The sequence below is a fragment of the Mesorhizobium sp. LSJC285A00 genome (assembly GCF_000503155.1).
Classification (GTDB): Bacteria; Pseudomonadota; Alphaproteobacteria; order Rhizobiales; family Rhizobiaceae; genus Mesorhizobium.
The window spans coordinates 1-13,672 of sequence record NZ_AYVK01000015.1 but is presented as its reverse complement, the minus strand read 5'-3'; the positions used below and the strand labels follow the sequence as shown (position 1 = coordinate 13,672).

Annotated in this window: 12 protein-coding genes and 1 pseudogene; 9 read left to right on the top strand and 4 right to left on the bottom strand. The window is 63.4% G+C overall.

Annotation, left to right across the window (positions count from 1 at the left end):
- The first annotated feature begins 9 nt into the window (after positions 1 to 9).
- Positions 10 to 714, top strand: a complete 705-nt coding sequence (locus tag X726_RS154260) for a response regulator transcription factor (RefSeq protein WP_023670063.1) — start codon at positions 10 to 12, stop codon at positions 712 to 714.
- 71 nt (positions 715 to 785) lie between these two features.
- Here the strand turns inward: X726_RS154260 and X726_RS1000000168920 are convergent, their stop codons facing one another.
- Positions 786 to 956 carry a hypothetical protein gene (locus tag X726_RS1000000168920; RefSeq protein ID WP_023670062.1) on the bottom strand — a complete coding sequence of 57 codons (171 nt, stop codon included), beginning with the start codon at positions 954 to 956 and terminating at the stop codon, positions 786 to 788.
- 33 nt (positions 957 to 989) lie between these two features.
- Positions 990 to 1,322 (bottom strand): hypothetical protein, encoded by a 333-nt coding sequence (locus X726_RS154265; protein ID WP_023670061.1) that lies wholly within the window; start codon positions 1,320 to 1,322, stop codon positions 990 to 992.
- Between the two features lie 331 nt (positions 1,323 to 1,653).
- Between X726_RS154265 and X726_RS154270 the strand changes: the two genes are divergently transcribed.
- Positions 1,654 to 2,115: a L,D-transpeptidase gene (locus tag X726_RS154270; RefSeq protein WP_023670060.1), complete on the top strand. Its 462-nt coding sequence runs from the start codon at positions 1,654 to 1,656 to the stop codon at positions 2,113 to 2,115.
- 164 nt (positions 2,116 to 2,279) lie between these two features.
- Here X726_RS154270 and X726_RS154275 read toward each other — a convergent pair whose 3' ends face one another.
- The gene (locus tag X726_RS154275) at positions 2,280 to 5,363 is read right to left on the bottom strand and encodes an efflux RND transporter permease subunit (RefSeq protein WP_023670059.1); all 3,084 of its coding nucleotides are present in this window, start codon (positions 5,361 to 5,363) and stop codon (positions 2,280 to 2,282) included.
- Positions 5,360 to 6,664: an efflux RND transporter periplasmic adaptor subunit gene (locus X726_RS154280; protein ID WP_023670058.1), complete on the bottom strand. Its 1,305-nt coding sequence runs from the start codon at positions 6,662 to 6,664 to the stop codon at positions 5,360 to 5,362. The genes X726_RS154275 and X726_RS154280 overlap by 4 nt, the downstream gene beginning before the upstream one ends.
- Positions 6,665 to 6,813: 149 nt before the next feature.
- On the opposite strand from X726_RS154280, the gene X726_RS154285 reads away from it, so the two are divergent.
- The 7 genes and pseudogenes from X726_RS154285 (at position 6,814) to X726_RS1000000171680 (ending at position 13,620) form a co-directional block, all read left to right on the top strand.
- A complete protein-coding gene (locus tag X726_RS154285; protein ID WP_023670057.1) occupies positions 6,814 to 7,350 on the top strand; it encodes a TetR/AcrR family transcriptional regulator in 537 nt (178 codons plus the stop codon).
- Between the two features lie 348 nt (positions 7,351 to 7,698).
- Positions 7,699 to 8,487: a 3-hydroxybutyrate dehydrogenase gene (locus X726_RS154290; protein WP_023670056.1), complete on the top strand. Its 789-nt coding sequence runs from the start codon at positions 7,699 to 7,701 to the stop codon at positions 8,485 to 8,487.
- Between the two features lie 140 nt (positions 8,488 to 8,627).
- Positions 8,628 to 9,446 (top strand): sulfurtransferase/chromate resistance protein, encoded by an 819-nt coding sequence (locus X726_RS154295; RefSeq protein WP_023670055.1) that lies wholly within the window; start codon positions 8,628 to 8,630, stop codon positions 9,444 to 9,446.
- Complete coding sequence (gene chrA / locus X726_RS154300; RefSeq protein ID WP_023670054.1) at positions 9,443 to 10,834, top strand: chromate efflux transporter; 1,392 nt, start codon at positions 9,443 to 9,445, stop codon at positions 10,832 to 10,834. The genes X726_RS154295 and chrA overlap by 4 nt, the downstream gene beginning before the upstream one ends.
- 237 nt (positions 10,835 to 11,071) lie before the next feature.
- A complete protein-coding gene (locus X726_RS154305) occupies positions 11,072 to 12,058 on the top strand; it encodes a methyltransferase (RefSeq protein WP_023670052.1) in 987 nt (328 codons plus the stop codon).
- Positions 12,059 to 12,401: 343 nt separating this feature from the next.
- Positions 12,402 to 12,542 (top strand): annotated as a pseudogene (locus X726_RS1000000171685) (hypothetical protein); the annotation flags it as partial.
- A 376-nt stretch (positions 12,543 to 12,918) separates the two neighbouring features.
- Positions 12,919 to 13,620 carry a hypothetical protein gene (locus tag X726_RS1000000171680; RefSeq protein ID WP_245272112.1) on the top strand — a complete coding sequence of 234 codons (702 nt, stop codon included), beginning with the start codon at positions 12,919 to 12,921 and terminating at the stop codon, positions 13,618 to 13,620.
- Positions 13,621 to 13,672 lie beyond the last annotated feature (52 nt).

Sequence of the window (13,672 nt, the reverse complement as noted above, 5' to 3'; positions counted from 1 at the left end):
AAGAAAAACATGGCTGCACGATCCGTCATCGCGCTGGTTTCCGTCGCCGATGTGGTGGCCGGCGATCTTGCCGATCATCTCGACCGGCGCGGCCATGACGTGCGCGAGGCGCGGCAGCCCTGGGAAGCTGAATCCCTGCTTTCGGCCGGAGGCATCGATATCGTCATCGTCGGCGACAGCCTCAGCCAGGCGGAAGGGCGGGACCTGCTCAGGCGTTATGGCGGCGGCCAGAGCGCGGACGGGAAGGCGGGGCCGGATTTCATCCTGATCTGCCGGCCGGCCGATCTGGTCGACAAGGTGCTGGCGCTCGAGCTTGGCGCCGCAGATGTCGTCGAAAGTCCGCTCAATGTCAGGGAGCTTGCCGCGCGCATCGGCGGCCTGCTGACGCGGCGCGGCAGGTCCGCCCAGGAACTGATCGTGCTGGAAAATGCCACCGTCGATTTGCGGTCGGCCATCGTCATGCACCGTTCGGGTACGGAAGAACAGCTGTCGCCGGGCCAGGTGGCGCTGCTCAGGCTGTTTCTGGCCAGCCCGCGCAAGGTGCTGACGCGCGACGACATCATTGCGGCGGCGCCCGCCGAAAATGCCGATGCCTTCGACCGCTCGATCGATTCGCGCATCGTGCGGCTGCGCCGCAAGCTCGACACCGAAACCATCACAACTATACGCGGCGCAGGCTACCGGTTCGACCCGCCGACGCAGCGCGCCGACTGAGGGTCGGGAGGCTGGATTGTTCCTCGGCTCGCCCAAAAAAGCTGCGCAATCTCGGGCGCCATGCATAGGCGTCAGCGCACCACCAGAAGCGATGGTCCCGACGGCAATTCGCTGGCGACTACAATTTCGCTGGCGGCATGCGCGCGGTCCTTCAGGAGAACCGTGGCGAGACCGGCAAAGCCGAGCAGGCCTTGTGCATAGAGCAGTACCGAAAGCACGGAGGCTGCAGATTTCGTCTTCATCGGTTGTCCCCAAAAATCAGAACCGCGGGTGCTTCAGGATAAACCCGAAGTGCCCGCGTCGCCCACGGAGCCCCCCGTTGCGACGCGGGCCTTCGGTCCTCTCGGCAGCAAGTTGCCGGAGGGGCCGCGCATCCACTTCAACCCGAGGCCGACCCGCCAGAGGGCCCTGAGACGGTTGATGCGCAGACTGGAGACAATCCAGACCAAGGCTATGAACAGCGCGGCATGCAGCGTCGAAATCTCACCCGAATTCATCACCGCCAGTTTCGTCATCGGGGTGCCGGCTACTGTGCCGATGCCGCCGACGACAAATGCGGCGATGCTTATCCTGAAGAGCCAGGACAGGGTGGTCGATTTGATGCTCATTTTCGTTGGCGCCGGCTGTTCTCGTTGGGATGACTGTGCCGCGAGCCTGTAACCAGATCATGCCGCCCAGGCCGCGCTTTGTTGCAAGTCGGTTTCGAGCGAAGCCAATCTTCTTTCATATAAGGACATCAGCACTTTCGTTTGGGAGCGCGGTGCGTGATCGGGAGTGCGCAGCGAAGGCGGAGCACGCTTCCCTTGTCCACCTTGCTTGTTAACCAGAGGAAACAGATTCGAAACACAAACGAGCCTCAGCGAAGTCAGTCTGAAACATGGCGCGGGGATAAGGCGGCCACCGAATTGACGCCGGCAGGACCGGCAAAGAGGAGCCATCATGTACAAAGCCATTTCCGCCAAACTCATCAACGTCACCGCCGCAGCCGGCGGCGCCGCGCTTCTGCTTGGCGCCGCCAACAGCACCGCCCATGCCGCGGCAAACCAGATCGTGGCGCGTGTTTCGCTGTCGCAGCAGACCATGGAAGTGCTGGTCGATGGCCGGCCGACTTTCGCCTGGAAGGTCTCGACCGGCGACAGTGCGCATGTCACGCCGACCGGCTCGTTCAAGCCGACCCGCATGCACGAGATGTGGCATTCGAAGAAATACGACAACGCGCCGATGCCGCATTCGGTCTTCTTCAGCGGCGGCTACGCCGTGCATGCGACCAACGCCATCAAGCGGCTGGGACGGCCGGCGTCGCATGGCTGCGTGCGGCTGCATCCCGACAATGCCGCCGACTTCTACCAGTTGGTCGAAACCTTCGGCCCGACCAACACCAGCATCGTCATCGTCAAGTAGCAGACTGCGTTTGGAGCGATGGTGCAGCGCAGCCGGCCAGGTCATGCCGCACCGCAAGTTCCCGCCTGAAGCTCCATCAGAGCTTCGCGGTAAATCAATCCAGTCAAAAAAGAGGCCGGAAATTTCCGGCCTCTTTTCGTTTGTCCGCTAACGCCGTTCGCAGCTCAGTCCGCGTGCACCGGCATCAGCTTCGGGTCTGGCTTTTCGGCGTGGTGCGGCAGGTCCTTGCTGGCGATGAAGGTGTAGAACATCGGCACCACGAACAGGGTGAACATGGTTCCGACCAGGATGCCGGTGAAGATCACGAGGCCCATCGAATAGCGCGCCGCCGCACCAGCACCACTGGACACGATCAGCGGCACGACGCCGAGCGCCATCGCCGCTGTCGTCATCAGGATCGGCCGCAAGCGCACCTTGGCCGAGGCGACGATCGCATCGCGCCGCCTCATGCCATGCAGCTCGCGCTGCTGGTTGGCGAACTCGACCAGAAGAATGCCATGCTTGGTGATCAGACCTATCAGTGTGATCAGGCCGACCTGCGTGTAGATATTGAGCGTTCCAAGCCCCAGATTGAGCGGCACGATGGCGCCAAAGATCGACAGTGGCACCGCCATCATGATGATCAGCGGGTCGCGGAAGCTTTCGAACTGCGCCGCCAGCACCAGATAGATGACGATTACGGCGGCTGCGAACGCGATAAGGATCGTGTTGCCCTGCTCCTTCTCCTGCCGGGACTGGCCGGAATAATCGATGAAGAAGGTATCGGGCAGGCTCTCCTTGGCAAGGTTCTCCAGGGTCTGCAGCCCGTCGCCCGTGGTGACGCCGGGAAGCGGCAGCGCTGATATCGTCGCCGAGTTCAGCTGGTTGAACTGCTCGATCGCGCCCGGCGCGGCGTTGGTCGAAATCTTCACCACCGCTGAAAGCGGCACCATTTCGCCGGTCACGCTACGCACGAAATATTCGCCGAGCTTCTCGGGATTGTCGCGGAATTCCTTCGGCACCTGCGGGATGATGTCGTAGCTGTTGGAGTCGCGGTCGAACTGAGCCACTTCGGCGCCGCCGACCAGCAGCGTCAGCGTCTGGCCGATGTCGGCGATCGGCAGGTTGAGAGCCGCCGCGCGGTCGCGGTCGATGGTCACCGTCACCTGCGGAGCGTCAAAGGACATCGAGTTTTGCACGACGATGAAGCGGCCGGAGGCCTGCGCCTTGTTCTTAATCTGCTCGGCCGCCTCGTAGACCTCGGCGGAACCACCGGTCGAGCGCACCACCATGGAGATCGGCAGGCCGCCGCCGGAGCCCGGCAGCGTCGGCGGCGCGAAGACGAAGGCCTCGACGCCGGCCACCTTGCCGAGGCGTCCCTGGATATCGGCTTGAAGCTCCTTTGAGTTGCGCTGGCGCTCGGCCCAATCCTTGAAGGCGAAGCCGACAAAGGCGCCGTTGGTGGCGCCGCCAAAGGCAACGGCGGAGAATTGCGCCCTGGTTTCGGGAATGTCCTTCACCAGGCCGAGGATCTGGTTGACGTAGGTCTCGGTGTAGTCCGAGGTCGCGTAGCGCGGTGCCGTCACGATAGACAAGAGGAAGCCCTGGTCCTCTTCCGGCGCCAGTTCGCTCGAGGTCTTGGTGAACATGAAGCCGGTGAGCGCAACCAGCGCCACGACCATCAGCAGCGTCACCGGTCGATTTCTCAAGGAGGCGGTGACCGCCCGCTCATAGACATGCTCGACACGGCTGAAGGTTCCGTCGACGACGCGCTGGAAGCGACTGTGCGATCCCGCCTTGAGCAGACGCGCCGCCATCATCGGCGTGATGGTGACGGCTATGAGGCCGGACAGCACCACCGAACCGGCGAGCGTCACCGCGAACTCGCGGAACAGCGCGCCGGTCAGGCCGCCGGTGAAGGCCAGCGGCGCGAACACGGCGGCGAGCGTGATGGTCATGGCCACGATGGCGGAGAAAATCTCGCGCATGCCGTTGAAGGCCGCCTGCATCGGCGACATGTGGTCCTCCTCCATGTGGCGATGGATGTTCTCCACCACCACGATAGCGTCGTCGACGACAAGGCCGATGGCCAGCACCATGGCCAGCAGCGACAGAAGGTTGATCGAATAGCCGACCGCAAACAAAAGGAAGCAGACGCCAACCAGCGACAGCGGGATGGTCACGATCGGCATCATCACCGAGCGGAATGAGCCGAGGAACAACAGGATGACCACGACGACGATGGCGACGGCTTCGGCGATGGTCTTGAACACTTCATCGATCGAGGCGCTGATCTGTTCGGTGGAATCGTAGACGATTTCGATGGTCATGCCTTTCGGCAGCGTCTCTTGAATCAAAGGCACGATCTTGTGGATCGCCTCCGCCGTTGTCAGCGGGTTGGCGGCCGGCGTCGGGAAGATGGCGAGGAAGGTGCCGGGCTTGCCATTGAAGCTCACCCTCGTGTCGGTGCTCTCGGCGGCAAGCTCGACTCGCGCCACGTCGCGCAAGCGCACCACCTGGCCGTCCGTCGAGCGCAGCGGAAGCTCGGCAAAGGCCTCAGGCGTCTGCAGCGTCGAGCGAACCGTGATCGAGGAGACGACATATTCGTTCTCGGTGTTGCCGGGCGCCGACAGGAAGTTGGAGTTGTTGATCGCCGCCAGCACTTCGGCGGCGGTGACGCCACGCGCAGCAAGCTTGACCGGGTCGATCCAGACCCGCATCGAATATTCCTCGGCGCCGAAGATCTGCACGTCGGCGACACCTTCGACCGTCGACATGCGCGGCCGCACCACCCGCTCGATATATTCGGTGAGCTGCTCCTTGCTCATGTTCGGATTCTGCATCGAGATGTACATCATCGCGAACTCTTGGCCGGTACCCTTGACGATGACCGGGTCCTTGGATGCATCCGGCAAGGTGCCGCGTACGCCCTGCACCTTCGACAGGACCTCGGTGAGCGCGACATCCGGATTGGAGCCGAGCTTCATCTGGACGACCACGGTGCTCGAAGACGGCCGGCTGGACGAGGTGACGTAGTCGATGTTCTCGGTCGAGGCGACGGCCCGCGCGATCGGGGCGGAGATGAAGCCCTGGATCAGGTCGGCGCTGGCGCCGGGATAGGCGGTGGTGATGGTGATCGCCGTCTCGTCAACCTTGGGATACTGCCGGATCGACAGGTTGAAGATGCCCTGGAAACCCAGGAGCAGGATCATGCAGGCGAGGACGGTGGAGAGGACCGGCCGGCGAATGAAGATGTCGGAAAAGTTCATTGCTGAGCCTGCTGGTTAGCCGACTTGCTGGGGTCAATGGTGTTGTCGACAGCGACGGACATGCCGTTGAAGAGACGGTTCTGACCGGCGGTGACGACCTCGTCACCGGCCTTGATGCCCTCGATGATCTCGACCATGCCGTCGTTGCGGCGGCCGGGCTTCACGAACACCTGCGACAGCACGAGCGCCGGCTTTTCCGGTTCTGCCGCGGGCTTCGCGGGGTCGACAGCCGGCTTGTCCGCGGGCTTCGCCGCGGCGTCTTCGGCAGCCGGTTTCGCGTCTGCCGGCTTTGCATCTGCCGCCGGCTTTGCTGCGTCGGCCCCCGCGGCAGGCTTTTCCTCGGGTTTCGCGGCTGGGGCGCCTTCCGCCGGCTTCGCCGGAACGACGACGAAGACGAAGTCGCCATAGAGGCTCGACGTCAATGCCGTCTGCGGCAAGGACAGAATGTTTTTCTCCTGCGGCAGCTCGACGCGAACCTGGACGAACTGGCCGGGCGTCAGCTTGCCGTCAGGGTTGGCGACCTCGCCGCGGACGGACACCAGGCGGCTTGAAGCGTCGATCTTGGGATCGATGCCGCGAATGGAGCCGGCAAACGGCATGTCGGCGCCGCCGCCGGTGCCGCCGAGGCCGAGCCGCACCGCCTGGCCTATCTTGAGCAGCGGCAGCTGCTGTTCGGGTACCGAGAAATCGACCCGCATGGTGTCCAGATCCTGCAAGGTCACCACTGCGTTGCCGGGCGAGAGATATTGGCCGAGGTCGATCTTGGGGATGCCCACGGTGCCGGCGAACGGCGCCGTCAGCTGCTTCTGATCGAGCACGGCCTGCAGCTTGTTGACCTGCGCGGCGGAGGCCGATGCAGCGGCTTGAGCGGTGTCGAGCGTGGCATCCGTTCCGACGCCGCGCCGCTGCAGCTCCAGCGCGCGTTCGAGCGCCGTCTTGTCGGACACGGACTGCGCCTTGGCCGCGACCAGATCCGCGCGTTCGACGGCATCGTCGAGCTGCAGCAGGACCGAATCGACCGGCACCTTCTGGTTGGCATGGAAAAGGATGTCCTTGACGATGCCGCTGGTCTCGACGGTAAGGTCGACACCGCGCACGGCGCGTACCGTGCCGATCGCCTCGACGCCCGGCGTCCAGTCGGAAGGCTTGACGACAACCGTCGATACGGTCGTCGCCGGCGGCTTCATGGTGGCGAAATACTGTTTGATAGCGTTGTCGCGGAACAGGTTGAAGCCGACAACGCCGACGCACACCAGAGCGAGCAGAAGCAGAATTGCGGTGATAGAGATGAAGCGCTTCACGAACTGTCCCCTCGGCCGGTGTCCGGCAAAATAGCCGAATAGCGGGACACTTATCGACGCCAGGTCCCGATTACAAATGACGGCGAACTTACTGTACCGTCTGGACGGTCTTGTCAATTCCGCCTAGGCTGGTGCGGGGGAAGGGATCGATGAAGACCCAAAGGGCAAATTCGCGCGACAAGATACTCGCCGCCGCCGCCGATGTCGCACGCGAGACCGGTCCCGGCAGCCTGTCGCTTGACGCCGTCGCCAGCCGCGCCGGCGTGTCGAAAGGCGGCCTGTTATATAACTTTCCGACCAAGGCCAAACTGATGCAGGGCCTGGTGGAGAATTACCTGCGCGCGTTCGAGCTGGCGCTGGAATCGGGCCGTGTCGCCGGCGCCAGCGGCGAGAGCCTGCTCGCCACCTATATCCGGCTCTCGGCGGATGATTGTGAGGAGCCGAAGCCGACGGCTTCGTGGATATTCTCGGCGATCGCCGAGGATCCGGATTTCCTGACGCCGATAAAAGCCTTCAAGTCACAGCTGCTGCAGCGGCTGAAGAGCGAGACGCCGGACCTCAAGACGCTGCTGGTCTGCTTTCTGGCCATCGAAGGGCTGCGCAGCATGAACCTCTTCGATTCCGACGTGCTGTCCGCCGACGAACGCCACTTGCTGGTATCGGCCCTACTGGAGATTGCGGGATAGCTTAGGGCGTCGCGGTCGAAGAAGCGATACGGGCCGGGCGGAAAGGACGGTTAGTAAGCGGCATGGCATAGGCACGCATCACGACATCGGCGATTTCAAGCTACAGCCCCCCTGATTCGTTGGATCGATGCTTCAGGAATGACTGCGCGAATGCGCGGCCGACTATGTTGCGCCGCACCATAACACTGCCGTGCCAGCCTTGACGTGTCAGCCTTGAGACGGCGCTCGGCGAGGCCGGCAAAGCGCGTTTTAGGGCTGTGATGGCGCCGGCATATGGTTATGGCATTGTCATGTTGCGGCGCACAAACTATGTGCCTTTGTAGTCCTCCTAACAGTCGCGAGATCTCCATGGGTTCCCTTTCTTCGAAGAATGCGCTCGTCACCGGATCGACCAGCGGCATTGGCCTGGCCATTGCCCGCGCCCTTGCCGCCGAGGGCTCCAACGTCACGATCAACGGCCTTGGCGAAGCCGCGGCGATCGAACAGGAGCGCGCCGGCATCGAGAAGGATTTCGGCGTCCAGTGCCGCTACTCCGGCGCCAACATGATGGACGGCGCAGCGGTGACCGCCATGGTGCGCGAAGCCGAGCAGGCCTTAGGCAGCCTCGACATTCTGGTCAACAATGCCGGGATACAGCATGTCGCGCCAATCGAGGAGTTTCCCGACGACAAGTGGGAAGCCATCATCCGCATCAATCTGCTTGCCGCCTTTTACGCGATCAAGGCCGTGGTGCCCGGCATGAAGGCGCGCAAATGGGGCCGCATCATCAACACCGCGTCGGCGCATGCACTGGTCGCCTCGCCGTTCAAGTCGGCTTACGTCTCGGCCAAGCACGGCATAGCGGGTCTGACCAAGACGGTAGCGCTGGAAGTCGCGCAGGACGGCATCACCGTCAACGCCATCGCGCCCGGCTATGTCTGGACGTCACTGGTCGAAAGGCAGATCCCCGACACGATGAAGGCGCGCGGCATGACCGAGGAACAGGTCAAGCGCGACGTGCTCCTGGCGGCACAGCCGACGAAGCAATTCGTCACCGTGGAGGAGCTCGCCGCGCTGACGCTGTTTCTGTGCTCGGACTCGGCCAGGCAGATTACCGGCACGACTTTGCCGATGGATGGCGGCTGGACGGCGCAGTAGGCGCGGTCCCCCGGCGCCGCTCTTTCCTTGACAAAGACGAAGGATCAATCCAGCATTGTGGCAAGGGGTTCCTTCGCGACGACCCCGTGAGGCGTCAGCCCAATGATCGCGTCCAAACTCTCACTCTGGAGGTGGACGCCATGCCGTCAACAACCGCAATCACCGTAGCGCAGCTTTCCCGCCTTGTCGGTCTGTCCGACGCGCCTGTTCTTGTCGATGTCCGCATCGACGAAGACTACGACGCCGATCCGCGGCTGCTTCCGGCCTCGTGCCGGCGCGACTTCAAGTCTGTTTCGAGCTGGGCGGCCGAGTTCACGGGGGCTCATGCTGTCGTCATCTGCCAGAAGGGGCTGAAGCTCTCGCAAGGCGTTGCCGCATGGCTGCGCCATGAGGGCATTGCTGCCGAATCCCTTGAAGGCGGCTTCGAGGCGTGGCAGGCGGCCAAGGGACTTCTGGTCAAGGCCGACAAGATACCGCCCCGCGACGACAAGGGCCGCACGGTCTGGGTGACGCGTGCCCGCCCCAAGGTCGACCGCATCGCCTGTCCCTGGCTGATCCGCCGCTTCGTCGATCCCTCGGCGGTGTTCCTGTTTGTCGAGCCGTCTGAAGTGCTGGCGGCCGCCGATCGGTTTGGGGCGGTTGCCTTCGACATCGACGACGTGTTCTGGAGCCATCGCGGCGAGCGCTGCACCTTCGACACGATGATCGAAGAGTTCGGGTTGCGGTCCGAAGCGCTCGATCGCCTTGCGCTGATCGTGCGTGCAGCCGATACGGCGCGCCTCGATCTCGTACCGCAGGCGGCCGGGTTCCTCGCTGCATCGCTCGGGCTGTCGCGCATGTTCCGCGACGATCTCGAACAGCTTGATGCCGGCATGCTGCTCTACGATGCGTTCTTCAGATGGTGCCGCGATGCCACTGACGAAACCCACAATTGGCCCAGCGCGGGCAAAGCGCCATGAGCGCCCTCGCCGCGGACGACGATGCACAGGCTACCGAGGCTCCGGTCGTCCCGACCTTCCGCCAAGCCGCGAAACTGTGGGCAAGGATCGGCCTGCTCTCCTTCGGCGGGCCGGCCGGACAGATCGCGCTGATGCACAAGGAATTGGTCGAGGATCGCCGCTGGATCGGCGAGCAGCGGTTCCTGCATGCGCTCAACTACTGCATGCTTCTGCCAGGCCCCGAGGCACAGCAGCTCGCCATCTATATCGGCTGGCTGCTGCACCGGACCGCCGGCGGCCTCGTCGCCGGCATCCTGTTCGTGCTGCCCGGTGCGTTTGTCATGCTGGGCCTCAGCATCTTCTACGTGCTTTACAATGATGCGCCTGTCATCGAGGCGCTGTTTTTCGGCATCAAGGCGGCGGTGCTGGCCGTCGTCGTCGAGGCGGTCCTCCGCATCGGCAAACGGGCGCTCAAGAACCGGGTGATGGTGGCGATCGCGGTGGCCGCGTTCCTTGCCATTTATGTCATCAGGCTGCCGTTTCCGCTGATCATCCTGGTTGCAGGGCTGACCGGCTGGATCGGCAACCGCTTGGCACCGGCGCGTTTTTCCGGAGCCGCACGCGGCAAGGACAATTTGCCCGATGTCAGGGGCGCCGTCGACGTCATGTTCGAACGCGGCGACCTCGCTCACACCAAGCCGACGAAATGGCACGCGCCGCGCACCATCGCGATCTGGCTGCCGATCTGGCTCGGGCCGGTCGTACTGATCCTGGCGCTGACCGGCCCTGCCAGTGTTTGGGCACAGCTTGGCGGCTTCTTCAGCCTGATGGCGGTGGTCACATTCGGCGGCGCCTACGCTGCGCTCTCCTATGTCGCGCAGGCAGCGGTGACCTCGTTCGGCTGGCTGGCGCCGGGTGAAATGGTCGATGGGCTTGGTCTGGCCGAGACGACGCCGGGACCATTGATCCTGGTGCTGCAGTTCGTCGGCTTCGTCGCCGCCTATCGTCACGCCGGTGCGATGGGACCGCTTGTGGCCGGATCGCTCGGCGCATTGCTGACGGTCTGGGTGACGTTCGTGCCGTGCTTCTTCTGGATCTTTCTGGGTGCCCCCTACATCGAGGCGCTGCGCGGCAACAAGGCGCTGTCGGCGGCGCTGAGTGCGATCACGGCGGCTGTGGTCGGCGTGGTGATGAACCTTGCGCTGTGGTTCGCACTGCATGTCGTCTTCGGCGCGGTGCACCGTTTTGGTCTTGGGATGGAGCTACCGGTGCTGTCGTCGCTGGATTGGCGCGCCGCGCTGCTGGCGGCGGCCGCCATGGTCGCTATGCTGAAACTGAGGATCGGCATGCTGCCGACATTGGCCGGCTCGGCGCTGGCCGGACTGGCGCTGCTGGCCTTGCCTGCGTAGCGTCCGAAGGCGCGACCAGCCATTATCACAGCCGGATTTTTGAGGTATGCCGGGCCGGCGCACAACGGTCGCGGGCGCTGGTAGGATCAGCGCTGGCCCCGGAGATACGCTTTACGTCGAACCCGATACCGCCAAGCTGAACCTGCTCGACGCGGAGAGCGGCGCGCTGGCGAACTGATTTGACGAGGTTGGCCGAGCTGTTCAAAGTCGATCCTGGATCGCACAACGGGATATGACATGGTGGATTCCGATCGGATCGACAAGCTGATCGCAGGGGTGCCCCCCGCCTTGGCGCTTCGTGCCGGGCTGGACCTTGGCATCTTCACCTGGCTCGGCGGCGATGCTGCGACTGCCGACAGCCTTGGGGCAGCGCTCAAAGTCGAGCCCGCTCGTCTGTCGCGGCTCCTCTACGCGCTCGCCAGCATCGGTCTCCTCGACGTCGAGGATGGTCAGTTTCGCAACGGAGCCGAAGCGTCGGAGTTTCTTGACGCGTCCAAGCCGACCTATCGCGGCGGCGATCATGTGCTGCTGCGCGAACTCTGGGGAGCCGACCTTTTGACCGCAGAGTCGCTGCGGCAGAATCGGCCGGCCGCGCTGCACGACTTTTCCGAAGCGGGGCCAGAATCCGCAGCGGCCTTCAGCCGCATGCTCGCACCGGGAGGGGTGATTTTCGGCCGAAATCTCGCCCGTGAACTGGACTTCTCGGCGGTCCGTTCGGTGATCGACATCGGCGGCGGCGCCGGGACCATTCTGGTCGGTCTTCGCGAGCGATGGCCGCATATTGCGGCGACTTTGATGGAACTCCCGACGGTCGCGGCGGTCGCACCAGCGATCCTGTCGGAATACGGTGCCGGCGATGTGGTTGTCGAAGAAGGCGACATAACGGTCGCGCCATCGACCGGCCGGCATGACTTGGCAATCCTGAAGGCTGTCGTCCAGGTCCTGCCGCCGGACCAGGCGCGCAGTTCGATCCTGAACGCGGCGCGTTGCCTCACCCAAGGAGGCGAGATCGCAATTGCGGGGTGGGGTGTCGTCGATGACGACCGTCTCGGCCCGCCTGAGGGTGTCTTTCTCAATCTCACCTTCCTGAACCTTTACCGCGCGGGCGAATCGTACACGGAAGGTCAGTATCGCGGGTGGATGGCCGGGGCTGGGTTCCGGGATATCTCCAGGTCGCAGCTGACCGACGGCACCACGTTGTTTCGTGGGCGCCTCACGGACTGATCGTGGCTGGAGTGGTTGGTTTCGGGCGTGTGTGGCCCTCAGAGCCAGCCCCGGACGGATTGCACAAAGTTCCTGAGGCGGCGTGAGCCGATCTTTCCCCTTACCGGCAGCGCGGTGTCCCCTGTCTTCTCGATAGCTACTTCGCAGAGGGGGCATTTAAATGTCACTTGGTCGACAACAAAGTTCGGGATAGCGGCATATTTCGCATTCGTCGATTGGGGCGGAACCTCCGACAGGATGTTGCGCGGTCGCTGCAACTTGCGCCTAGCTAGCCCGTTCGACTACGTCGAATCGGAATGGAGTTTTTAGACATTCGTTTATCTATTCGTGGTTTCTAATACATATGGCATCCAACGCGTTCACCCGGATTTGGTTTGCTTTGAGCCGCCTAAGGCGCGCCNCGAACGGTAACGTTGCCGTCATCGTTGCCTTCACCTTGCCGGTCGTGGTTGGCGGCGCCGGCCTCGGTGTGGAGACATCCTTCTGGTATTACAGCAGCCTCAAGCTGCAGGCCGTTGCCGATGCCGCGGCCTATGCCGGTGCGCTCGAGAAAGTCGCGGGTTCCGATAACCCGACCATCATCGCCGCCGCCACGCAGTCCGCCACCTCGAACAATTTTGCCACGCCGGGCACGATCCAGGTCAACACGCCGCCATTGTCCGGCCCGAACACCGCAAAGAAGGCGGTGGAGGTCATCGTCAAGCAGAACCTCGATCGCTACTTCACGGCGATTTTCAACCAGGCGCCCGTTGCCGAACAGGCAAGGGCGGTGGCGCTGATCAATGACGCCTCCAANGTCGGCCTCCCAGGCTGCGCTCTTTTCCGGCAACACCACCGTCAACCTCACCGGCTGTTCGGTCATGTCGGACTCGATTGCCTCGGACGCCATAAAGACGCAGGGCTCGGCGGTGCTCAAGGCCGACTGCTTGATCACGGTCGGCGGCATGGTGCTGAACAATCCAGCGACCACGGTCTGCAACTCCAATATCGCCCAAGCCTTGCCGGCAGCCGATCCTTTCTCCAGCCTGGCGACGCCGACAGCCGGCAACCCGTGCAAGTCTGTCAACGGCAACAAGACGTCGCAAACACTCCAGCCTGGCACCTACTGCAGCGGCATGAGCCTCAGCGGCAACGTCACCCTGCAGCCCGGCGTCTACGTCGTGCAGGGCGGTATGAAGGTCAACGCCAACGCGGTCGTCGCCGGCAGCGGGGTAACCATCTTCATGGCAGGCAGCAACACCGTCAGCATGAACGGCAACGCCAAGGTGACGCTGAGCGCGCCTACCTCCGGAGCCTATTCCGGCGTGCTGTTCTACGGCGACAGGACCGGGACTGCGGCACAGAGCACCTTCAACGGCACAGCGGACTCGCTTTTGACCGGCGCCATCTATTTTCCCAGGCAGCAGGTCAACTACCTTGGCAACTTCTCGGGGAACGGTGGCTGCACTCAGGTCGTCGCCGACACTATCCAGTGGTCAGGCAGTACGACGATCAAGCAGAACTGCAAAGGCCTCGGGATGGACGACATTCCGGCGGCACTGTCCGTTCAGCTTGTCGAGTAGCGGGATGGGTGGGCGGACCTTGCGCATTGTCCGGGACAAATCCGGGATAGCC